Raw genomic sequence first — 20,289 nt, forward strand, 5'->3', positions numbered from 1 at the left:
GGTCAGTCCCCGTCGAGGGAGTTGAACCCTGCGGTGACGCCGAGTTTCGGGCCAAGCCGGGTGGTGATCAGGCTGCGCAGGTCGCTGACGTCCTGCTGCACGGCTTCGATGCGGAAGCGGCGGGCAGGATCGGCCACCCCGGCGAGGGAGGGATCGTCCAGCGCGCTGGCGCGGGTCAGCGCCTTGGCAAAGCCCGCGTGGATATCCTGCATCAGCGCGGGGTCGCCTGCGGCGAGGGCAAGGGCGAGCGGCTCCATCGCGGTGAGGGTCAGCACGATGTGGCGCTGGCTGCGGGCGGAACGGCGGGCCTCGGCGCGGTTGGGGCGGGGGGCGTCGAACTGGCCAAGGGGACGTGCCAACCGCATATCAACCAGCACCTGAAACCCGGTGGTCAGGGTTTTGAACAGCTCCTGCCGGATCTCCGCCTCCGATTGGTAGCGGTTGCCCGGAGCGGGGCTGACCAGTGTCACGGCATAGCTGTTGTGCCAATCGTCGCGGATCGCGGCACTGGTGCGGGCGATGTCGGCGCTGATGGCCGCAACCAGGGCGCAGCGCTGGTCTGCGGTGCCTTCGGATTGGATCGCCGCATCGAAGAGGAGATATTCCAACGCGTAGAAGCCGCGCAGAGCGACCGACTGGCTCGCAAAGCTGTCTGCATCGGTGAGGGTGTCGCGGGTGGCCTCGGTGAGGGCGCGACGCAGGGTGCCGGGGATTTTGTTGCGGCTGTCTGGCCAGAAGGCGAGGGCGAAGGCGCGGTTGTCGGTCTCGGTTGGGCCAAAGCGCAGGTGGCTGGCAGCGATCCAGGCGTCAAAGGCGCGGGCAAAAGCGTCACGCAGGGCCGGATCATCCGGGGTGCAGTGGCTGGCAGCAACCTCGGCCAAGGTGGCGCTTTGGGCGGCCAGCCGGTCGAAGCCGGGGAGAATGTGGTGGGTCAGCACCCAGTCCACCTGCTGCGCAGGGTTGAGGGCTTCGGGCGGTTGCTCCGGAGTGGTGACCGCCGGGGTGTCGGTCTGCGCAAGGGCCGCCTGTGGGGGCAGGGTGGTGCAGACCATAGCGGTCGCAATGGTCAGGGCGACAACACGCAACAGGCGCGTAGGTGACGGGCGCGTAGGTGACGGGGGCGTGGGCTTGGGCATCAGAGCGACTCCAGAAAGCGGATCAGATCGGCGCGGTCTTCGGGCGCAAGGCCCACCACGGTGTCTCGGGCGGATTGGGCTTCGCCGCCATGCCAGAGGATGGCCTCCAGCAGAGTGCGGGCGCGACCGTCATGCAGGAAACCTGCGCGCGGGTTCACTTGCTGCACCAGCCCGATCCCCCAGAGCGGCGCGGTGCGCCATTCGCGCCCGGTGGCGCGGGCTTCGGGGCGGTGGTCAGCAAGGCCCTCGCCCATGTCGTGCAGCAAGAGGTCGCTATAGGGCCAGATCAGCTGGAAGCTCTGCGCTGGTTGCGCCTCCAGCCGGTTGGTGACGAATTTTGGCGTGTGGCAGCTGGTGCAGCCTGCGGCGTAGAACTGCGCCTTGCCGCGCAGGACGGCGGGGGCGTCCGGGTCGCGCCGGGCAGGCACGCCGAGGTTGCGGCTGTAGAAGGTGACCAGATCCATATTGGGCTGGTCAATCTCGGTCTCGCGGATGTCATCGCCGCCGTGCGGGGCGTTTTGACAGGCGGTCTGCGCGGTGGTGCAATCGCCGGAATGGGCCGGAAACAGCGGTGTGGAGATGCCAATATCGCCGGAAAACGCGGCGGCGGATTGTTCATGCACGGTGGGCTGGCCGGCCTTGTAGCCAAAGCGGCCCAGCATGATCCGGTTGTGTTCCGCTGACCAGACCAGATTGGCGCGCCCGGAGATGCCGTCGCCGTTGCTGTCATCCTCATCCACGCCTGCCAGAAGGTCTGTGGCGGGGATCGCCTCCAACAGGCCGAGGCCAATCATGCTGGGGGCGACGCGCGGCGACAGCATGGCGTCCTCGTGCAGCGGGCCATAACCGAGGGTATTGGCGCTGTAGTCGGGGCGGTGCAGGGTGGCGGTTTCGCCGCCTGCGAGCGCGATGATCTCCTCGCTATAGGTGACGCCAAGGCGATATTCGGGCGCGATACCGGGGGCGGAGAAATCCTGCATCTGGCCGCCATAGGTGGGCTCTGGCGCGGTGCCGATATAGTCGGTGATGGCCTGCATCTGGTCCGGCACCGGGCCGGGGATGGAGACGCGCAGAAACATCGTGGTCGAGATATAATCCGGGCCATCCGGCACATGGCCGCGCCCGTCCTTCAGGTGGCAGCGCTGGCAGGAGCGCGCATTATAGAGCGGCCCCAGCCCGTCAGAGGCGAGGGTGGAGGCCGGGGAGAACACCCAGATCTTCTTGAACAGCCCATTGCCGAGTTTGAATTCCAGCTCTTCCTCAAAGCTGAGGTTGGCGCTGTGCTGGGAAAATGCCTCGTCGTCGGTGCGGGCGCGCACGGTGGCGGCCCCTGCGGGCAGGACCTCATAGCGTTCGGGCTGGTCGAACTGCGTTGTTGGGCGGGTGACGGCGCGGATGCGGGTCTGTTCCGCGTCGGTGCGCGGCAGGCTGGCGAGATGCGGGTCGGAGAGATCTGTATAGGGCGCCGCCGCCGGTGCGTGGGTTGCATTACCCTCCGGCGCATCCCCTGCCAGGGTTTCCGACAGCGCAGTGGTTTGCGTGTCGGCCAGAGTGGGAAACGGTGCGATCAGCGCGATCAGGCTGAGACCCATCAACAGCTGGGACAGATGCGGGCGGTGGGGCGACGGGGAAACGCGCATGCGGGCTGGGATCACTTCTATTGGCGGGGCGCCGGGCCTCCTGACCTTGGATAGGAGGATCCGGAGCTGGCATCAACTCTTGCGGGGTGGACAATTTGTCCGGGTTGTCCGGGTTGTTGGGGCGAATTGATGCTGCAAACGGGCCGCGCCAGAACGCCAAGAACAGGGGCCACGCATTGCGCCGCCCCTGCCGTATCTTTGCTGCCGTGGCAGCCCTTGGCCCGTCTTACTGGAAAACGGCCGTGGGGTTGTCGAGCGAGTCGGAACCTTCGATGGCGACGCCATCCAGATCCAGCGCCGTCACCACCCGTTCGATGGAGCGGGTCTGATCGACCAGACCGTTGACGCCGCCCATGACCAGCGCTTCGCCTGCTTCATTGCCCTGTTCCAGCATCTGGTCGTAGGAGAAACCAGCCTCGGCTGCGGTCTTGATCTGACCCAGAGCGCGCATGGTGGTCGAGAGCTTGCTGCGCATCTCGCCGTCCAGTGCCGGGTCGATCTCCTGCACCAGATCGGAGAGCGACGCGCCGGAAACCATGCTGCCGTCGGTGCGGATGTATTCGCCCAGATAGACGTTCTGCACGCCCAGACCATCGTAGTAATGGCTGTTGTGGGTGTTGTCGGAGAAGCAATCATGCTCTTCCTCAGGATCGTTCAGCATCAGGCCAAGGCGCATACGCTCACCAGCGGTTTCGCCGTAGGAGAGCGAGCCCATGCCGGTCAGCATGGCGGTGATGCCTGCGTTTTCATCCGACAAAAGCGTGCCGCGGGCTTCGCCTTCGGAGCCCCATTGTGCGGTCATCCACTCCAGATCGGAGATCAGCAGATCGGTCGCCGCCTTCAGGTATTCACCGCGGCGGTCGCAGTTGCCGTTGGTGCAGTCTTCGCCTGCAGCATAGTCGGTCCAGGCGCGGTTGCCAGCGCCGTGGTCGGTGCCGTTCAGGTCCTGACCCCAGAGCAGGAATTCGATGGCGTGATAGCCGGTTGCCACATTCGCCTCGACGCCGTCGGCTTCGTGCAGAGTGCCCTCGAGCAGCGCAGGCGTGATGGCGCTGGCGTCGATGGATTTGCCGGACAGCTCAAAGCTGGGGTTGGCAACAATGTTCAGCGCCGCAAGGGTGTTTTCATCGGTCGGACCGCCGTAGCTGGCATCGACATAATCAATCAGGCCTTCGTCCAGCGGCCATGCGTTCACTTTGCCTTCCCAGTCATCGACGATGGCGTTGCCAAAGCGGAAGACCTCGGACTGCTGATAAGGCACGCGGGCGGCGAGCCAGGCCTTGCGCGCGGCCTCCAGTGCCTCAGCCGAAGGTTCGGCGATCAGCGCGTCAACGGCGGTCTGCAGGGTCTTGGCCGTGTCCAGGCTGTCCTGATATTTGGCGTGCGCAATGTTTGCGTAGGTGGTCAGCACCTCAGCCTTGTCTGCCGCAAAAGCGGGAGCCGCAACTGTGGCGAGCGCTGCAACAGCGGTACCTGCGAGAAAATGCGATGTCATTAGAGCGTTCCTTAAGGGTTAGTCGAGATGGTATGATGTGAACGGGTTACAGGGGAACGGTGGCTGTCTGGCAGTGGGACCGTCAGTGAAGGGTGGTCGAGAGCGGCTGCAGCTGCGCGGGATGCGCGGCGGGGCCAGCTGTCTGGTCGCTCAGCTGATCCAGGATCAGGCCAATTTTGGCGGCGAGGACGGTGGCGCGCTGCGCCTGTTGTGGCTGGACGATCAGGGCGGCGAAGAGATTGGCATCCTCATATTCGCCATGCGCGGCTGCACCGACCAGATTGGCAAAGCAGTTTTCATCAGCACCAAGGCAGGTGCAGGTCATCCCGTGACGCACCAGCGGGCGGCGGCCCTCGGTGACGCAGAAATTGCACAGACGCCCGAAATTCTCATAGGCCTGACGGCCCAGCACCGGACCAAGAGCGGCTTGCAGATCTTGGCGCAGCGCAATGCGGCTGTCCGGGCCATTGAACCAGTGGCGCAGGTTGCGCACGGCCATGGCCTCCAGGGCGGGCAAATCTGTCAGCAGGCCGACAGTGGCCCCGCCCCGTGGTGCCGCAGATGTGGCGGATGTGCTGTTGGAAATCATTTTGTCAGGATCAGCTTTCCGGCGCGGGTGATCCGCAGGCTGTAGATCTGGCCATTGAGCAGGATGCGAGCCTGGTTACCGCCACGGGCGAGTTCCTCGGCGTGGTAGGTCGGGAAAACTTCGGTGGCTGCGGTTGTGGTGGTGGCGGCGTGGTCAAAAGTCATCTGGTTCATCAGGGTCACCCGTTTCGGTTTTCCGACCGATCCAGATACCATTCCAGGCAAAACCCCTGATCACCGCGCGGCAGCCCGTAGGCGTGCAGGCTGACCGGCGCGCGGGTGCCCTCAGCGGGGCGATGGCGCAGGGAGAAGAATTGCAGAAGAAACGACACTGGACGATCTCGGTTGATTTGCTAACAGTCGGGCTGGCTGCACAATCACAGGTTGGCTGAACTGCTTTATACCTGACTTATTTAATCAGAATCGTCAACCTGACTTTTTTAGTCAGATTAAGATTTTTACGGGTCTTCTTCAGCGCATGACCCGGTGGCGGCCGCGATCAGGGCGAACTGTAAGCCGCTACCAGCCTGTCAATGAAGAGCCGCAGCCGCTGCGGCAGCGGACGGCGGTCCGGGTAAACCAGATACAGCGTGAGCTGGGTTTCCACGCCGGCAGGCGGCGGGGCAAGATCCAGCTGCCCCGAGGCATGGCCCGCATCACACATCGGGCGCGGAAAACAGCCACGTGCCGCGCCGGAGCGAACCAGTTCCAGAGCGAGCGCAAAGGATTCGCAGGCAATGCGGCCCACTTCGCGCCGGTCCGTCAGGTGCCGCGCCAGCGGGCCGAGAATTGGCAGGTCGTCATTTGCCAGCTGTCCCGGCGGCGCTGCCAGCACCACTGGCGTCTGAGACAGCACACGGGCAATCAGGCTGTCGCTGCCCGGACGGTTGCCGCGCAGCGCAAGATCAATGCCATCGGCCATGAAATCGGCTGGGGTGTCATCCACCGTTATGGTGATCGAGATCTGCGGATAATCGCGCAGGAAGTCCGACGTCAGCGCCGCCAGTGGCGCCATCGGCAGCGCCGTGGGCACCGAGAGGCGCAGCAGGCCGCTGGCCTTGGCCTCCGCGGCAACCAGATCGCGGGCGGCGTCGATCTCGTCCAGCGCGCGGCGGCAGCGGTCCAGAAACAGCGCGCCGGCCGGCGTCAGCGCCACGCGCCGGGTGGTGCGATCCAGCAGGCGCACCCCCAGGCTTTGTTCCAGGCTGCGAATGCGGCTGGTGACCGTAGAGGCGGGCAGCCCGAGGCGGCGCGCAGCCGCGGCAAAGCTGAGCTGACCCGCAACCTCGGCAAAGGTTTCGATGTTTTGAAGACGATCCATTAAGCGAAATATCCGTTCAAAGTCTTCAGTATTAAACCGATTATTCCGCAATATGCGAGCGTTTACTCCTGTCGGGTATCACAGGAGAACACAATGAACAGACGTCAAGTGTTGAAGAGCGGCGCGGCCCTGACCCTGAGCGGCGGCTTGCCCGCTGTGGCGCGGGCGGCGCAGCCGGATGTGTCGCTGCGCTGGTTGGGCGGGGCCATGCTGGAGATTGAGGCTGCGGGGCTTCGGGTGCTGACAGATCCCTGTCTGGGCGAGGGGCCTGAGGCTTTTGTCATGGGGGATCCGAATGAGATGTTCGATCTCGCGCGCGGGCCGAACGTCAAACCACACGCGAGGCTCACCCCGTTTCCGGGGCTGCGCCACGACCGCTATGATCTGGTGCTGCTAAGCCACGCCCATGAGGATCATTTCGATCAGGCGGCGCAAGCCTGGCTGGACCCGCAGCTGCCGATGCTGGTGCCCGAGCATGACCTTGCAGCGGTGCGGCAGAAGGGGTTTGCCGCCAGCGCGCTGGCCCATGGCGAGACGCGGCGGATCGAAGGACCTGAGGGGGTGCTGCGGATCACGGCCATGCCTGCGGTCCATTCAGAAAACCCGGAGGTGGCGCGGTTGCTGGGGCTCGGCAACGGCTATCTGATCGAGGTGGAGACGGGCTTGGGCGTGACGCGGATCTATTGGGCAGGGGACAGTTTTCTGGTGCCGCCGGTCTGGCAGGCTCTGCGCGCGGCGCAGGTTGCGGGGGCGGGTCTGCTTGATGTCTTTATCCCGCATCTGGGCGCGGTTGGCGGGGCGGGCGCGCTAGGGCAGATCTCCATGGATGGGGCGCAGGCGGCAGATTTTGCGCAGCGGCTGGCGCCAAAGGCGGTTCTGCCGATCCATCATTCGACCTATGCGCTCTACCGGGAAGGGCCGGAGGTGATGCGGCAGCACCATGCGGAGCTGGCCCCGCACTGGCAGCTGCGGATGCCGCGGGAGGGGGCGCCGATCCAGCTTTGAACGCAAAAAAGGCCGCTCCCGGTGGAGCGGCCTTGGTCATTGTCAGAGGGCGGGCCCTGAAATCAGTCGCGGGTGCCGGAGAAGCGTTCCTGCCATTCCTCGCGCTGCTCGTCGGTGATTTTGGCAAAGAGCACCTCCGGCACGGTGAAGGCGTGACCTGCGGGCAGCGCGGAGAGGGCGGCGGCCACATCGTCGGGCCAGCTGCGATCCTCGGTCTGGAGGGCGGCCAGCAGACGCTCGGTCGCATCGGGGATGAACGGGGCCGACAGCACCGCGTAGAGACGGATCAGGTTGAGGCCAAGGCGCACCTGAGCGGCGGCCTGATCGGGGTCGGTTTTAAAGACGGACCAGGGCGCCACGGATTGCAGGTATTCATTGCCCGCAACCCAGATCGCCCGCAGCTCCTGCGCGGATTTGCGCACGTCCATGGCGGCCATATGGCCCTCATAGGCGGTGACGCGGGTGCTGATCTCATCAATCAGGGCCTGTTCGGCCTCGCCGTAGTCATTGCCCGCTGGGACTTCCTCGCCGTATTTGGAGCGGCAGAATTTGGTGATGCGGCTGACGAAATTGCCCAGCACGTCCGCCAGATCCTTGTTCACAGATTGCTGGAAGTTCTCCCAGGTGAATTCGGAATCGCTGCTTTCCGGGGCGTGGGATAGCAGCCACCAGCGCCAGTAATCAGCGGGCAGGATTTCCAGCGCCTGATCCATGAACACGCCGCGCCCCTGCGAGGTGGAGAACTGGCCGCCATCGTAGTTCAGGTAGTTGAAGGATTTCAGGTGGTCGACCATCTTCCACGGCTCGCCGGAACCAAGGATGGTGGCCGGGAACGACAAGGTGTGGAAGGGGACGTTGTCCTTGCCCATGAACTGGACGTATTTCACATCATCGGCGCCCTTATCTGTGCGCCACCAGCGCTGCCAGTCGGCGTCGGATTTGCCGTTGGCGTCAGCCCATTCGCGGGAGGCGGCAATATATTCGATGGGGGCGTCGAACCAGACGTAGAACACCTTGCCCTCCATACCGGGCCAGTCCTGATCGCCCTTTTTGACCGGTACACCCCAGTCGAGATCACGGGTGATGCCCCGGTCCTGAAGCCCATCGCCATCATGCAGCCATTTCTTGGCGATGGAGGTGGTCAGCACCGGCCAGTCGGATTTGCTGTCGATCCAGGCGTCCAGCTGATCCTTCAATTGCGACTGGCACAGATACAGGTGTTTGGTCTCGCGCACTTCCAGATCGGTGGAGCCGGAAATCGCGGAGCGCGGATCGATCAGATCGGTGGGGTCCAGCTGCTTGGTGCATTCCTCGCACTGGTCGCCGCGGGCGCGTTCATAGCCGCAGTTGGGGCAGGTGCCCTCAATGTAGCGGTCGGGCAGGAAGCGGCCATCGGCGTGGGAGTAGACCTGTTTTTCGGTGACTTCGCGGATCAGCCCCTGCTCGGCCAGCTTGCCTGCGAAATGCTGGGTCAGCGCGTGGTTCTGCGGGCTGGAGGAGCGCCCGAAATGGTCAAAGCTGAGGCCGAACCCTTTGGCGATGCCGGCCTGCACCTCATGCATTTCGGCGCAATAGTCAGCCACCGGCTTGCCTGCCTTGGCGGCGGCCAGCTCGGCGGGGGTGCCATGTTCGTCGGTGGCGCAGAGGAACATCACCTCATGGCCGCGTGCGCGCTGGTAGCGAGCATAGAGATCTGCGGGCAGCTGGCTGCCGACCAGATTGCCCAGATGCTTGATCCCGTTGATATAGGGGATCGCCGAGGTAATGAGAAAGCGCGCCATATCATCCATCCAACTAAAGCTTTGCTGGCCCGTCTAGCGCATGGCGCTGCCGCCGAAAACCCCGCTGTGGGACTTGTGGCTAATTTCCCCGCCCTGAAGGGGGGCGCAGACCGTCTAGCGCCGCTCTCGGGAGCGTTTGAGCAGGCGGCCGATGGTGAAGGAGGTGCGCGGCGCATAGACGTAGCGGGTGCGATCCTCCGGCGCGGGGCGGGCGCGCATCCGCGCGAGGCCAAAGACGATCAGCCCGAGATGGCCCACCGCAACAAAGGCAAAGAGCGCGCCGGGGCCGTAGTTTTCGATCAGGGCCGAGGAGATCAGCGGCGAGGCGATGGCGCCAAGGGCGTAGAAGAACATCAGCGCGGCGGCCAGTTCAATCCGCTGCTGCGAGGTGGCAAAATCATTGGCGTGGGCAGCAGAGACCGAGAAGATCGGCATGGTGGTGAAGCCGAAGAAGGCGGCAGAGGCCATCACTGCGAGAGTGCCCATGCCGCTGGCAGCCATGGTGACGCCGCAGGACAGGATCGCCACCACGGACAGCCAGATCAGCACCCAGCGACGGTCGTATTTATCCGCCAACCAACCCAGCGGGTACTGCGCCAGCGCGCCGCCAAGCACGAAGGTGGCAAGGAAGAAGGCGATCTGCCCAACCTCCAGCCCGACCTCTTGCCCGTAGATCGGACCAACCATGCGGAAGGACGCGGAACTGAGCGCGGCGACGATCACACCGGCAACCGCCAGGGGTGAGCAGGCCCAGGCGAGTTTTGGGCGCAGCCTAGGCGCATCGGGGATGTCGGGCTGGCTGACCTTGGTCATGGTGAGCGGCAAGAGCGCCGCGCAGCAGAGGATCGCCAGCAGGTTATAGGACACATAGGCGGCAGGCGGCAGCACTGCGATCAGCAGCTGCGCCACCAGCGAGGCGGAGAGGTCCACGATCCGATATGACCCCATGGCCCGACCACGGGTTTCATTGGTGACCTTGGCGTTGAGCCAGGATTCGATCACCGTATAGCAGCCTGCCACACAGAGGCCGGAGGCGATCCGCATTGCGGCCCAGGCCAGCGGATCCTCTGTCAGCGTGTGGCCGATCAGCCCCATCGCGCCAAGGGCGGTACAGACGGCAAAGGCCCGGCTGTGGCCGACATTGCCCATCAGGCGCGGCACCCACCAGCAGCCGATGAAAAACCCCAGGAAATGCGCCGAACCGAGAAAGCCGATCTGTTCCTTGTCAAATCCCAGTGTCAGACCGGAGAGCGCATCCAAGGGACCCACGCCGCCGGTCGACAGCTGCAATAGGATCACAGAGAGAAACAGCGCCGCAAAGGAAATCATCATCCGCATAATGGCCAGTCATGACCGCTGCGAGGTCAGATTGCACGGGTGTTTCCGACATTTTCCCGATTGGCGTGTCGTATTGTGTCTGGTTTATGCCCGGCGCGGCAGATTTGCCGCGCCGCCAGCCATGGATCGGGATGTAGGGGCGGCTCAGTCGTCGCGCTGCGCGATCTCACCGCCCGCTTTGCTCCAGGCGGTAAACCCGCCCTCAAGATGCATCACCGGGGTTAGGCCCATTTCCATTGCGGCCTTGGCGGCCAGCGCAGAACGCCAAGCGCTGGCGCAGTAGAACACATAGGTTTTGTCCTGATTGAACACTGGCTTGTGATAGGGGCTGTCGGGGTCGATCCAGAATTCCAGCATTCCGCGCGGGCAGGAAAATGCGCCAGGAATCATGCCGCTGGCTTGCAGTTCGCGGATATCGCGCAGGTCGATGAAGACATAGGCGTCATCGGACACCGCAGATTTTGCCGTGTCGATGGACATGGTGTCGACGATGGCATTGGCCTCCTCAAGGAGGGTTTTGACGCCTTTGGTGATGGTCTGGGGCATGTTGGGATCCTGTGCTTATTGGCTGGGGTGGTCCGGTTCCTGCGGCAGGCTGGGGCAGGGCGCAGCGCTTGGCAAGGGGGCAGAGGCGCGCAGGTGAAGCTGGCCCGTGGCGGGGCGATCCGGTTGCATCACGCCGGGCCTGCGCTAGTGTTTGCGCTGACAGGGGCCATTGGTGCCCTCCGCAGCTGCAACAACAGGATCCCGATCATGAAGATGAACCCGCTTGGCCGCACCGGCATGGAGGTGTCGCAGATCTGTCTTGGCACCATGACCTTTGGCACCCAGACGGGGGAGGCGGATGCCCATGCGCAGATTGATGCGGCTTTGGCAGCAGGGGTGAATATCCTCGATACGGCGGAAATGTACCCGGTGAACCCGATCAGCGCCGAGACCATCGGTGACAGTGAGGCGATCATCGGCAATTGGAACGCACGTACCGGGCGGCGGGGGGAGTATATCCTTGCCACCAAACACTCCGGTGAAGGGCTGCAGGCGGTGCGGGAGGGCGCGCCGATCACGGCGGAGACCATTCCCGCCACGATCGAAGGATCCTTGCGACGTCTGAAGACCGATTACATCGACCTTTATCAGTTTCATTGGCCAAACCGGGGCAGCTATATGTTCCGCAAGAACTGGCAGTATGATCCGGGCGGCGATGACCGGGGCGAGGTGCTTGACAATATGGCGGGCTGTCTTGAGGCGCTGAAGGCGCAGGTGGATAAGGGCAATATCCGAGCCTTTGGCCTGTCAAACGAAAGCGCCTGGGGTACGGCGCAGTGGTTGCGGCTGGCGGAGGAGACCGGCGGGCCACGGGTGGCATCAATCCAGAACGAATATTCCCTGTTGTGCAGGCTGTACGATACCGATCTGGCGGAGCTGAGCCTTTATGAGGACGTCGGCTTGCTGGCGTTTTCGCCACTGGCAACGGGGTTGCTGACGGGGAAATATCAGGACGGTGCGGTGCCGGAGGCCTCGCGCAAGACGCTGAACCCGGAGCTGGGCGGGCGTGACACGGACCGGGTTTATCCGGCGGTGGCGGCCTATCTGGAGATCGCCAAGCGTCACGGGTTGGATCCGGTGCATATGGCGCTGGCCTGGTGCCACACGCGGCCGTTCATGGCCTCGGCCATTTTTGGGGCGACCACGTTGGCGCAGTTGCAGCATGTGCTGGCGGGGGCGGATCTGACCCTGTCGCAGGAGGTGCTGGAGGAGATTGACGCGGCCCATCGTGCGCATCCCATGCCCTATTGATTGCGGCGGGGATGGCCTGACTTTGAATGCAAGACGGGCGACCCAGAAGGGCCGCCCGTTGGCATAGAGTATTATCCCACCCTCACTCAATAAGAGCCGGTGGAATGGCGCGGCAGCGGGCCGCTTTGGCGCAGCGGGCTTTGGCCTTGTGATAGCGGCGCCTGACTGAACAGCGGTTTGCTGGTGGCAAGACGTGTGGGCGCGGCGCTGGTAAGGCTTGCCTGCCGCAATTCGCGCGCTGTGGTGCCATGGGCGGTGCGGAAGGCGCGGGCAAAGCTGGACTGGGAATTGAAGCCGGTCGCCAGCGCCACCTCCATGATCGGCAGATCGGTGTCGGTGACCAGCCTGCGGGCCTCAGCCAGACGCAGTTGCAGGTAATGGTCCTGCGGCGTGGTGTTCAGGCGCAGGCGGAACTGCTGTTGCAGGCTGCGGGTGCTGGTGCCCAGTTCCTCGGCGATCTCGCGCAGCGGTTTGGGATCATCCAGCGCGGCCTCCATCAGGGCGTTGGCCCGTGCGGTGAGCGACGAATGCTTGGAGCTGCCAAGGCGGCTTTGCGGGCGCTCGGTGGAGCCGGGGCCATCGTAGAGGAACAGGCCGGCCACGCGGGAGGCAAAGCCCGCGCCATGGCGGCTGCCGATGATATGCAGCATCATCTCGATCGCGGGTGTCGCCCCGCCGGAGGTCATGCGCCCCTCGGAGAGGGTGAAGCGGTCATTGCGGCACTGCACACCGGGGAAGCGGCTGGCGAAATTGTCCAGATCTTCCCAATGGGTGGTGGCGGGATGGCCGTCCAGAAGACCGGCCTCAGCCATCAGCCAGGGGCCGCCGTCGATGCCGGCAATGGTCGTCCCACCCGCCGCCAGACGGCGCAGGCCGGCCAGCAGGCTGGGGGTGGCATGGCGCGCGAGTTGGAAACCGGCGATCACAATCAGCAATTCGCAGCTTTGCAGGCGCGCCAGCGGGATGCCCGGCACGCTGAGGCCGCTGGTCAGCATCGCAGGTTCGCTGGTGGCGGTGACATAGTCCCAGTCGAAGGCGCCACGACCGGCCAGCCGATTGGCTGCGCGCATGGGATCGACAGCCGCGGCGAAGGACAGGGTGTTGCTCTCATCAAGCACCAAAACAGCCGTTTTTAGCGGCTGATTCTCGGGCTGGAGGATGTTTTTTGCGGATTTCATCAAGTTCGATTCGCATGTTGACTAGTGGGTGCAACAAGGCTGCGGCACTGTCGAAAACAACACAAACAGGAATCTGGGGGCAGGCTTGGGGATAACTCGGGCACAACCCTGTACATCGAGGGGAAAACCAAAATGCCTCTGAATATGGCCAAAAACGTCTTTATCACCTGCGCTGTCACCGGCTCTGGCGGCACCCAGGATCGCAGCCCGCATGTGCCCAGATCGCCCAAGGCGATTGCCGAGAGCGCCATTGCGGCGGCCAAAGCCGGGGCGGCGATTGTCCATTGCCATGTGCGTGACCCAGAGACCGGCGCGCCCTCGCGCGATCTGGCGCTTTACCGTGAAGTGACCGACCGGATCCGCGAGAGCGACACCGATGTTGTGCTGAACCTCACTGCTGGCATGGGCGGTGACATGGTGTTTGGCGATACCGAAAATCCTCTGCCGCTGAATGAGGCGGGCACCGATATGATTGGCGCCACGGCCCGAATGGCGCATGTGGCCGAATGCCTGCCGGAGATCTGCACGCTGGATTGCGGCACGATGAACTTTGCCGAGGCAGACTACGTGATGACAAACACGCCGGGCATGCTGCGGGCGATGGGTCAGATGATGACCGATCTGGGCGTGAAGCCGGAGATCGAAGCCTTTGACACCGGCCATCTGTGGTTCGCCAAGGAACTGGTGAAGGAAGGCGTGTTGGCCAGCCCCGCTCTGGTCCAGCTGTGCATGGGGGTGCCTTGGGGCGCGCCCAATGACCTCAACACCTTCATGGCGATGGTGAACAATGTGCCGAGCGATTGGGATTGGTCCGCGTTCTCGCTGGGGCGTGATCAAATGGCCTATGTTGCGGCCTCCGTCTTGGCGGGGGGCAACGTGCGGGTTGGGCTTGAGGACAACCTGTGGCTTGGCAAAGGGCAGTTGGCGGAAAACTGGCAACTGGTCGAACGGGCGGGCACCATCATTGAGAATATGGGGGCCAAGCTGATGGGGCCGGATGAGGTGCGCGCACAGCTGGGGCTGGTCAAACGCGCGCCGGTGGCGAAGTAGTGTTTGTACCGTGGGCAGGATGCGGATGGCCGCGCGACTGACTATCGCGCGACCCCTGAGGTCAGTCTGCGCGGTGAATGCGGCAGAGAAAGCAGTTGTTGCTGGCGCTGCGCAGATCGACAAAGGCGATGTCATCGCGCGACAGCAGCTCTTCGGCATAGGCCGTGAGTTCGGTGCGCGGTGTCACCGCGCCCGTGCCGTAGATGATCCTCTCATCCGAGTCATAGCCGCGCAGGATATACTGAGGGGCGGTGAGGAAGGCGGGCACCTCTGGCGAGGGCGCGGCGGGCGCGCAGAGCGGATCGCAGAGATAGATCGGTCCGGTTTCCGTAAAGGGGTTGCGCCCGGCAAAGGGGCGATGCGCCAGCGCCAGAAACGGCTTGCCTGTGGGCACGTGCTGCAAACAGTGGCGACAGGGCATGCCGCCCTCTTCGGCGCTGGGATGGCGCTCAACCGGGTCGCCATAGCTATCAAGCCCTGTGCGGTGGATCGCTTCGACTGCCGCGCTGGGCAATCCGAAAAAATGAAGTTTCATGAATGGTCTCCTTTCTCGCGGACTGTGCCTTTGTGCAGCCCGGTAAGGCGACCCGAAACATGCGGGAAAGCGATATGACAAAAACAGCAGCAATCATCGGTGGTGGGGTTATTGGCGGCGGATGGGCCGCGCGGTTCCTTTTGAACGGTTGGGACGTGCGGGTGTTTGATCCCGATCCGGAGGCCGAGCGCAAGATTGGCGAGGTTCTGGCCAATGCGCGGCGCAGTTTGCCGGGGCTTGGCAATGTGGCGCTGCCTGCGGAAGGCCGCCTCAGCTATCACGCCACCATTGAGGACGCGGTGGCCGGGGCAATCTGGATTCAGGAAAGCGTGCCGGAGCGGCTGGAGCTGAAACAGAAAGTCTATGGCGCCTTGCAGGCGCATGTCGCGGCGGATGCTGTTATCGGCTCGTCTACCTCCGGCTACAAACCATCGCAATTGCAGGATGGCTTCAGCAATGCCGCCCAGATCGTGGTCGCGCATCCGTTCAACCCGGTCTACCTGATGCCGCTGGTGGAGCTGGTTACAACCGAGGCCAATCCGGCAGGCGTGATCGACAGCGCCAAGGCGATCATCACCGAGATCGGCATGTATCCCCTGCATCTGAAGAAGGAAATCGACGCCCATGTGGCCGACCGGTTCCTGGAGGCGGTCTGGCGCGAGGCGCTGTGGCTGGTGAAGGATGGCATCGCCACCACCGAAGAGATCGACAACGCGATCCGCTATGGCTTTGGCATTCGCTGGGCGCAGATGGGACTGTTTGAGACCTATCGCGTGGCCGGCGGTGAGGCGGGCATGAAGCATTTCATGGCGCAGTTTGGCCCGGCGCTGAAATGGCCCTGGACCAAGCTGATGGATGTGCCGGAGTTCACCGATGAGCTGGTCGATCTGATTGCAGGCCAGTCGGACGCGCAGTCCGGTCAGCATTCGATCCGCGAGTTGGAGCGTATTCGCGATGACAACCTTGTGGGGATGATGCGGGCGCTGGGCGCCAATGACTGGGGCGCTGGCGCGCTGCAGAACGCCCATGACGCGGGGCTCGAGGGTGATGCCGGGTTGGTGCGGTCGCTGGATGCGCTTGACGATCTGAGCCAGCCGGTGCTGACCCAGAGCCGGATCGTGCCTTTGGATTGGACCGACTACAACGGCCATATGACCGAGAGCCGCTATCTGGATGCCTTTGCGCAATCCACCGACCGGCTGATGATGATTATCGGCTGCGATGCAGAGTATATCGCCAATGGCGGCAGCTATTTCACCGCTGAGACCCATATCCGCCACATTGACGAAGTGCATGCGGGCGACCCTATCCAGGTGCGCACACGGGTGATCATGGGGCAGGGCAAGAAAATGCATCTGTGGCATGAGATGTATTCCGGCGAGCGTTTGCTGGCCACCGGCGAGCACATGCTGCTGCATGTGGACCTGAAAACCCGCCGCTCCGCCCCGCCTGCGCCGCAGATCGAGGCCAATCTGGTGAAGCTGGCGGAGGCCCACTCCGGGTTACCAGCCCCTGAGGGTCTGGGCCGCGCGATTGGGGCACCCCGGTGAGCGCTGAAGGGGGGAGCCGGGTTCTGATCACCGCCGGTGGGTCCGGTATTGGCCGCGCCATGGCGGAAGGTTTTGCCGCCGCCGGGCATCAGGTCTGGGTCACGGATGTCAGCGCTGAGGCGCTGGCGGATGTGCCGAAGGGCTGGCGGGCAACGTCGGTGGATGCCACCGATGAGGCCGGGGTCAAGGCGCTGTTTGCTGAAGTGTCGGAGGTCTGGGGCGGCTTGGATGTGCTTTGCGCCAATGCAGGCATCGCCGGGCCGACTGCGCGGATTGAGGACGTGGCACTGGAGGACTGGCGCAAATGCGTGAGCGTCAACTTGGAGGGCTGCTTTCTGGCCGCCAAATACGCGGCCCCTATGATGAAGGCGGCCAAGGCCGGGGCGATCATCGTGACGTCGTCAACCGCGGGGCAATACGGCTATCCGAACCGGGCGCCGTATGCCTCGGCAAAATGGGCTGTGATTGGCCTGATGAAGACGCTGGCGATGGAGCTGGGGCCGTTTGGTATCCGGGCCAATGCGATCTGCCCCGGTGCGGTGGAGGGCCCGCGGATGGAAGGTGTGCTGGAGCGTGAGGCAGCGGCCAAGGGGATGACGCGCAATCAGGTCTATGATGGCTATGCCGCGGGGACGTCGATGCGGTCCTTTGTCGAGGCGCAGGATATTGCCAATATGGCGGTGTTTCTGGGGTCGGACGCAGCGCGGTTGGTGTCAGGGCAGGTGATTGCGGTGGATGGCCATACGGAGAACCCGGATCCCAAGGTGTGAGGTGAGCTGCACAGGCGGCCCGGCTGCAGCGTTCAGGCAATCGCCGCCCTGAGCGCCCTCAGTCGCCCCGGCAGTTGCCGCGCAGTGATATCGGCCTCGCGCACCAGATTGTCGAAATGGCTGGTGAAAGTGGCGATCCGCTCCTTGTCGCGGAAGGCGAGGTAATGTGAGCCTGCATAAAACACGCATAAAAGCGGGCCGAAGATGGTGAGTGGCGCAGAATAGAGCCGCTTGGCATCGAACAGATAGATACGCAGGCGGGGGTACAGCTGTTCGGCGAGGCGTTCGAACTGGGTGAGCTGCTCCAGTCGGATCTCAAGCGGCAGGCCTTCGTAATAGCCTGCGCCCTGGGCAAAGCTGTCCAGCTCATAGATTGGCAGCGCGATTTCATAGTCTGACGCAGATTGGCGCATCCAGGTCAGGCGATCCTCGGAGGCACCGATGGCCTGATCCGCGGTGCGGCCCAGATGCGGTGCAAATTCCCATTCCAGCAGCGCGCGGGTTTTCAGCATGTCGGGCAGGGCGGCAGGGACGTGGCGGATTTTGTAGCCCTGTGCCTCCTGATGCCAGTCAAAGATCCGTTCATCCACCAAGGCGCGGGGCGCCTTTGTCATCGACAGGCTGGCGGCGACCAGATCGGCCGCATTTTCCGGCCGGTCCGACAGGCTCAGGAGCCAGTCCGCCGAGACCCCAAGTGCCCCGGCGCAGGCGCCGACCACATGGGCGTTGGGCAGCCGAGCCCCGGCATCAGTCAGAAGCTGTGAGATGGTTGAGCGATCCACCCCAACGGCGCGGGCGAGCGCGCTTTGGCTGAGGCCGCTGTCGCTGAGCGCGCGGTTGAGCCGGGTGCGAAACTGCTCCGCGCGCAGGCGTTTGTCCATAATATCAATCATGTGATGATTTTTATCACGATTGCAGAATTTTGTTAATCATATTCGGAATTCTGCATCGCCCGGCATCCGTGTAGGCCAGAGGAAAGGTAAGAAAAACAGGAGGCTGCAGATGGATACAGGGGCGCGATCAGTGGTGAAGGCGGTGATCTGGAACCTGCTTGGACTGGCGATGATGGCGGGGATTGGCTGGCTGCTGACCGGGTCGCTTGCGCTTGGCGGGACGCTGGCGCTGGTCAACACCTGCGTCGGCTTCTTGTCTTACCTGCTTTATGAGCGGATCTGGGCCGGGGTGCGCTGGGGGCGGCGTCAGTCTGATCCGCAGGTCAGCCCTCCGGTGCCAAGTCAGCGCGCCATGCTGGACCGGGTGCAGCTGCAGTTGGGGCGTGTCGAATGGGGCACGCTGGCGCTGATACTGGGGTGTTATGCGGCCTGGGGGGCGGCGCTGGCATGGCTGCCGTTGGTCTCTGTCTGGCTGGCGGTGCCGGTTCTGGCCAGTCTGATCACGCTTCAGTCCTCGCTCAGCCATGAGGCGTTGCATGGCCATCCGTTCCGGCTGCGTGTCCTGAATGAGGCCCTGATGTTTCTGCCGCTCAATCTGGCGGTGCCCTATGGCCGGTTTCGGGACACCCATCTAGCCCATCACCATGACGAGCAGTTGACCGACCCCTATGATGACCCTGAGACAAATTATCTGGATCCGGCGCAGTGGCGCCGGATGGGAGCCGCGCAGCGGGGTCTTTTGTGGTTCAACAATACGCTGGCGGGGCGGGTGCTGCTGGGGCCGCTGCTGGGGCAGATCCGTTTTATGGCCGAAGACTGGCGGCTGATCCGTGGCGGCGATGAGGCGGTGCTGCGCGACTGGTTGCTGCATCTCCTCGGCGCGGGGCTGACGTTGTGGCTGGTGGCGCAGAGCGCGTTGCCGTTCTGGGCATACCTTTTGGCGGCCTATCTGGGGCTGGCGATCTTGAAGATCCGCACCTTCCTGGAGCATCGCGCCCATCTTGATCCGGCCGCGCGCACGGTGATTATCGAGCGCGGCGGTCTTCTTGGGTTTTTGTTTCTGAACAATCACCTGCATGTGGTGCATCACTGCTATCCGGGGGTGCCCTGGCACGCGTTGCCACGCCTCTACCGGGACCGGCGGGGGCAGTTTTTGGCCCGCAATAACGGCTACGCCTACCCCTCCTATGGTGTGGTCCTGCGCCGCTATGCGCTGCGGGCAAAGGATCCGGTCGCACATCCGATCTGGTCAGAGCCGCAATAGCCCCCCATAAGGGGCAGATGACCTTATGGATCCCCATCGCCATCGCGGCGGCCAGTTTTCAGACCGTCCGCTTTATGCTGCAAAAGGTGTTGAGCAGCGTCACACTGTCGACGGCGGGGGCGACGTTTTCGAGGTTTGTCTATTCCGCGCCGCTGATCTGGGCCGGGCTGCTGTCTTATCTGGCGCTATCGGGGCAGACGTTGCCCGCGCTCAGCGCCCGGTTCTGGATGTTTGCCACCATTGGCGGCACCGCGCAGATCCTGGCGACGGTCTGCGTGGTGGCGCTGTTCCGGCAACGCAATTTTGCGGTCGGGATTACGTTCAAGAAAACCGAGGTGATCCAGACCGCGCTGGTCGGGCTGGTGGTGCTGGGAGATCAGATCACCGCCCTTGGCTGGGTGGCGATTGTGATCGGCCTGTGGGCGGTGCTGGTGCTGTCGAAGACACCGCAGAGCAAGGGGCCGTGGTGGCGGCATCTGTCCAGTCCGGCGTCGCTGTTGGGGCTGGGGTCGGGGGTGCTCTTTGCCTTCTCAGCGGTGAGTTATCGCGCCGCCTCGTTGGAACTGGATGCGCTGGCGCCAGCGTTTCGCGCCGGTGTGACGCTGGCCATCGTCGTGAGCTTGCAGACGCTGTTCATGCTGGTCTGGCTGAAGTGGCGGGAGCCCGGCGAGATCGCGCGGGTCTGGGCGGCGCGGCGGGTGGCGATCTGGGTCGGGCTGACCAGTATGGCTGGATCTTTCTGCTGGTTCTGGGCCTTCACCCTGCAGAACGCGGCTTATGTGAAGGCGCTGGGGCAAATTGAATTGCTGCTGTCGCTGCTGGCGTCGGTGCTGTTCTTCAAGGAGCAGATCACCCGCCGCGAGATTGTCGGCATGGGTTTGCTGATCCTGTCGATCCTCGCGCTGCTGCTGGCAATCTGAGCGGCCTGCGCTGCGGTTTTGGTGATCG

At 63.8% G+C, this 20,289-nt stretch carries 20 protein-coding genes and 1 pseudogene; 8 read left to right on the forward strand and 13 right to left on the reverse strand.

The features are described from left to right. Positions 1 to 2 precede the first annotated feature (2 nt). From phaeop14_RS03730 to phaeop14_RS03755, 7 genes are all read right to left on the reverse strand, one after another. Positions 3 to 1,136 (reverse strand): imelysin family protein, encoded by a 1,134-nt coding sequence (locus phaeop14_RS03730; RefSeq protein ID WP_096788796.1) that lies wholly within the window; start codon positions 1,134 to 1,136, stop codon positions 3 to 5. Further along, positions 1,136 to 2,776, reverse strand: coding sequence for a di-heme oxidoreductase family protein (locus phaeop14_RS03735; RefSeq protein WP_193438260.1), 1,641 nt, complete (start codon positions 2,774 to 2,776; stop codon positions 1,136 to 1,138). Before phaeop14_RS03735 ends, phaeop14_RS03730 begins: the two co-directional genes overlap by 1 nt. Before the next feature lie 226 nt (positions 2,777 to 3,002). Next, entirely contained in the window at positions 3,003 to 4,271 is a 1,269-nt protein-coding gene (locus tag phaeop14_RS03740) for an imelysin family protein (RefSeq protein ID WP_096788797.1), read from the reverse strand. 82 nt (positions 4,272 to 4,353) lie between these two features. Then, positions 4,354 to 4,860, reverse strand: coding sequence for a hypothetical protein (locus phaeop14_RS03745; protein ID WP_040180914.1), 507 nt, complete (start codon positions 4,858 to 4,860; stop codon positions 4,354 to 4,356). After that, the gene (hemP, locus tag phaeop14_RS03750; RefSeq protein ID WP_036767300.1) at positions 4,857 to 5,033 is read right to left on the reverse strand and encodes a hemin uptake protein HemP; all 177 of its coding nucleotides are present in this window, start codon (positions 5,031 to 5,033) and stop codon (positions 4,857 to 4,859) included. Before hemP ends, phaeop14_RS03745 begins: the two co-directional genes overlap by 4 nt. Before the next feature lie 5 nt (positions 5,034 to 5,038). Beyond that, entirely contained in the window at positions 5,039 to 5,191 is a 153-nt protein-coding gene (locus phaeop14_RS19670; protein WP_158524458.1) for a hypothetical protein, read from the reverse strand. Between the two features lie 167 nt (positions 5,192 to 5,358). Further along, positions 5,359 to 6,180 carry a LysR family transcriptional regulator gene (locus phaeop14_RS03755; protein ID WP_096788798.1) on the reverse strand — a complete coding sequence of 274 codons (822 nt, stop codon included), beginning with the start codon at positions 6,178 to 6,180 and terminating at the stop codon, positions 5,359 to 5,361. A 93-nt stretch (positions 6,181 to 6,273) separates the two neighbouring features. Between phaeop14_RS03755 and phaeop14_RS03760 the strand changes: the two genes are divergently transcribed. After that, the gene (locus phaeop14_RS03760) at positions 6,274 to 7,185 is read left to right on the forward strand and encodes an MBL fold metallo-hydrolase (RefSeq protein ID WP_096788799.1); all 912 of its coding nucleotides are present in this window, start codon (positions 6,274 to 6,276) and stop codon (positions 7,183 to 7,185) included. 62 nt (positions 7,186 to 7,247) lie between these two features. Here the strand turns inward: phaeop14_RS03760 and metG are convergent, their stop codons facing one another. From metG to phaeop14_RS03775, 3 genes are all read right to left on the reverse strand, one after another. Next, positions 7,248 to 8,966, reverse strand: coding sequence for a methionine--tRNA ligase (gene metG, locus phaeop14_RS03765; protein WP_244905805.1), 1,719 nt, complete (start codon positions 8,964 to 8,966; stop codon positions 7,248 to 7,250). A gap of 114 nt (positions 8,967 to 9,080) precedes the next feature. Then, entirely contained in the window at positions 9,081 to 10,304 is a 1,224-nt protein-coding gene (locus phaeop14_RS03770) for an MFS transporter (RefSeq protein WP_040173741.1), read from the reverse strand. A gap of 144 nt (positions 10,305 to 10,448) precedes the next feature. Beyond that, the gene (locus tag phaeop14_RS03775; protein WP_096788801.1) at positions 10,449 to 10,850 is read right to left on the reverse strand and encodes a rhodanese-like domain-containing protein; all 402 of its coding nucleotides are present in this window, start codon (positions 10,848 to 10,850) and stop codon (positions 10,449 to 10,451) included. Between the two features lie 207 nt (positions 10,851 to 11,057). Here phaeop14_RS03775 and phaeop14_RS03780 point away from each other — a divergent pair, with 207 nt between their 5' ends. Further along, the gene (locus tag phaeop14_RS03780; protein ID WP_096790219.1) at positions 11,058 to 12,101 is read left to right on the forward strand and encodes an aldo/keto reductase; all 1,044 of its coding nucleotides are present in this window, start codon (positions 11,058 to 11,060) and stop codon (positions 12,099 to 12,101) included. Between the two features lie 86 nt (positions 12,102 to 12,187). On the opposite strand, the gene phaeop14_RS03785 is transcribed toward phaeop14_RS03780, so the two are convergent. Further along, positions 12,188 to 13,279, reverse strand: coding sequence for a GlxA family transcriptional regulator (locus tag phaeop14_RS03785; protein WP_040180906.1), 1,092 nt, complete (start codon positions 13,277 to 13,279; stop codon positions 12,188 to 12,190). A gap of 132 nt (positions 13,280 to 13,411) precedes the next feature. On the opposite strand from phaeop14_RS03785, the gene bcoG reads away from it, so the two are divergent. Next, a complete protein-coding gene (bcoG, locus tag phaeop14_RS03790) occupies positions 13,412 to 14,329 on the forward strand; it encodes a 3-dehydrocarnitine:acetyl-CoA trimethylamine transferase BcoG (RefSeq protein WP_096788802.1) in 918 nt (305 codons plus the stop codon). A gap of 61 nt (positions 14,330 to 14,390) precedes the next feature. Here bcoG and phaeop14_RS03795 read toward each other — a convergent pair whose 3' ends face one another. Then, a complete protein-coding gene (locus phaeop14_RS03795) occupies positions 14,391 to 14,864 on the reverse strand; it encodes a DUF1203 domain-containing protein (protein ID WP_040180904.1) in 474 nt (157 codons plus the stop codon). Positions 14,865 to 14,938: 74 nt separating this feature from the next. Between phaeop14_RS03795 and phaeop14_RS03800 the strand changes: the two genes are divergently transcribed. Both phaeop14_RS03800 and phaeop14_RS03805 read left to right on the forward strand, forming a co-directional pair. Next, positions 14,939 to 16,414, forward strand: a complete 1,476-nt coding sequence (locus phaeop14_RS03800; protein ID WP_096790220.1) for a carnitine 3-dehydrogenase — start codon at positions 14,939 to 14,941, stop codon at positions 16,412 to 16,414. Further along, positions 16,411 to 17,184: an SDR family oxidoreductase gene (locus tag phaeop14_RS03805; RefSeq protein ID WP_096788803.1), complete on the forward strand. Its 774-nt coding sequence runs from the start codon at positions 16,411 to 16,413 to the stop codon at positions 17,182 to 17,184. Before phaeop14_RS03800 ends, phaeop14_RS03805 begins: the two co-directional genes overlap by 4 nt. A gap of 32 nt (positions 17,185 to 17,216) precedes the next feature. Here phaeop14_RS03805 and phaeop14_RS03810 read toward each other — a convergent pair whose 3' ends face one another. Next, a complete protein-coding gene (locus phaeop14_RS03810) occupies positions 17,217 to 18,077 on the reverse strand; it encodes a helix-turn-helix domain-containing protein (RefSeq protein ID WP_096788804.1) in 861 nt (286 codons plus the stop codon). 172 nt (positions 18,078 to 18,249) lie between these two features. Between phaeop14_RS03810 and phaeop14_RS19845 the strand changes: the two are divergent. The 3 genes and pseudogenes from phaeop14_RS19845 to phaeop14_RS03820 all read left to right on the forward strand — a co-directional run. After that, positions 18,250 to 18,303 (forward strand): annotated as a pseudogene (locus phaeop14_RS19845) (DUF2061 domain-containing protein); the annotation flags it as partial. Positions 18,304 to 18,429: 126 nt separating this feature from the next. Further along, the gene (locus phaeop14_RS03815) at positions 18,430 to 19,341 is read left to right on the forward strand and encodes a fatty acid desaturase (RefSeq protein ID WP_202820832.1); all 912 of its coding nucleotides are present in this window, start codon (positions 18,430 to 18,432) and stop codon (positions 19,339 to 19,341) included. A gap of 17 nt (positions 19,342 to 19,358) precedes the next feature. Next, entirely contained in the window at positions 19,359 to 20,261 is a 903-nt protein-coding gene (locus phaeop14_RS03820; RefSeq protein WP_096788806.1) for an EamA family transporter, read from the forward strand. The last annotated feature ends 28 nt before the right edge of the window (positions 20,262 to 20,289 follow it).

The organism is Phaeobacter piscinae, from assembly GCF_002407245.1.
Lineage (GTDB): Bacteria > Pseudomonadota > Alphaproteobacteria > Rhodobacterales > Rhodobacteraceae > Phaeobacter > Phaeobacter piscinae.

Excerpts from the sequence above, each read along its gene's own strand:
- phaeop14_RS03730 (WP_096788796.1), bottom strand. The coding sequence starts at position 1,136 with ATGCCCAAGCCCACGCCCCCGTCACCTACGCGCCCGTCACCTACGCGC.
- phaeop14_RS03735 (WP_193438260.1), bottom strand. The coding sequence starts at position 2,776 with ATGCGCGTTTCCCCGTCGCCCCACCGCCCGCATCTGTCCCAGCTGTTG.
- phaeop14_RS03740 (WP_096788797.1), bottom strand. The coding sequence starts at position 4,271 with ATGACATCGCATTTTCTCGCAGGTACCGCTGTTGCAGCGCTCGCCACA.
- phaeop14_RS03745 (WP_040180914.1), bottom strand. The coding sequence starts at position 4,860 with ATGATTTCCAACAGCACATCCGCCACATCTGCGGCACCACGGGGCGGG.
- hemP (WP_036767300.1), bottom strand. The coding sequence starts at position 5,033 with ATGAACCAGATGACTTTTGACCACGCCGCCACCACCACAACCGCAGCC.
- phaeop14_RS03755 (WP_096788798.1), bottom strand. The coding sequence starts at position 6,180 with ATGGATCGTCTTCAAAACATCGAAACCTTTGCCGAGGTTGCGGGTCAG.
- phaeop14_RS03760 (WP_096788799.1), top strand. The coding sequence starts at position 6,274 with ATGAACAGACGTCAAGTGTTGAAGAGCGGCGCGGCCCTGACCCTGAGC.
- metG (WP_244905805.1), bottom strand. The coding sequence starts at position 8,966 with ATGGCGCGCTTTCTCATTACCTCGGCGATCCCCTATATCAACGGGATC.
- phaeop14_RS03770 (WP_040173741.1), bottom strand. The coding sequence starts at position 10,304 with ATGCGGATGATGATTTCCTTTGCGGCGCTGTTTCTCTCTGTGATCCTA.
- phaeop14_RS03775 (WP_096788801.1), bottom strand. The coding sequence starts at position 10,850 with ATGCCCCAGACCATCACCAAAGGCGTCAAAACCCTCCTTGAGGAGGCC.
- phaeop14_RS03780 (WP_096790219.1), top strand. The coding sequence starts at position 11,058 with ATGAAGATGAACCCGCTTGGCCGCACCGGCATGGAGGTGTCGCAGATC.
- phaeop14_RS03785 (WP_040180906.1), bottom strand. The coding sequence starts at position 13,279 with ATGAAATCCGCAAAAAACATCCTCCAGCCCGAGAATCAGCCGCTAAAA.
- bcoG (WP_096788802.1), top strand. The coding sequence starts at position 13,412 with ATGCCTCTGAATATGGCCAAAAACGTCTTTATCACCTGCGCTGTCACC.
- phaeop14_RS03795 (WP_040180904.1), bottom strand. The coding sequence starts at position 14,864 with ATGAAACTTCATTTTTTCGGATTGCCCAGCGCGGCAGTCGAAGCGATC.
- phaeop14_RS03800 (WP_096790220.1), top strand. The coding sequence starts at position 14,939 with ATGACAAAAACAGCAGCAATCATCGGTGGTGGGGTTATTGGCGGCGGA.
- phaeop14_RS03810 (WP_096788804.1), bottom strand. The coding sequence starts at position 18,077 with ATGATTGATATTATGGACAAACGCCTGCGCGCGGAGCAGTTTCGCACC.
- phaeop14_RS03815 (WP_202820832.1), top strand. The coding sequence starts at position 18,430 with ATGCTGGACCGGGTGCAGCTGCAGTTGGGGCGTGTCGAATGGGGCACG.
- phaeop14_RS03820 (WP_096788806.1), top strand. The coding sequence starts at position 19,359 with ATGACCTTATGGATCCCCATCGCCATCGCGGCGGCCAGTTTTCAGACC.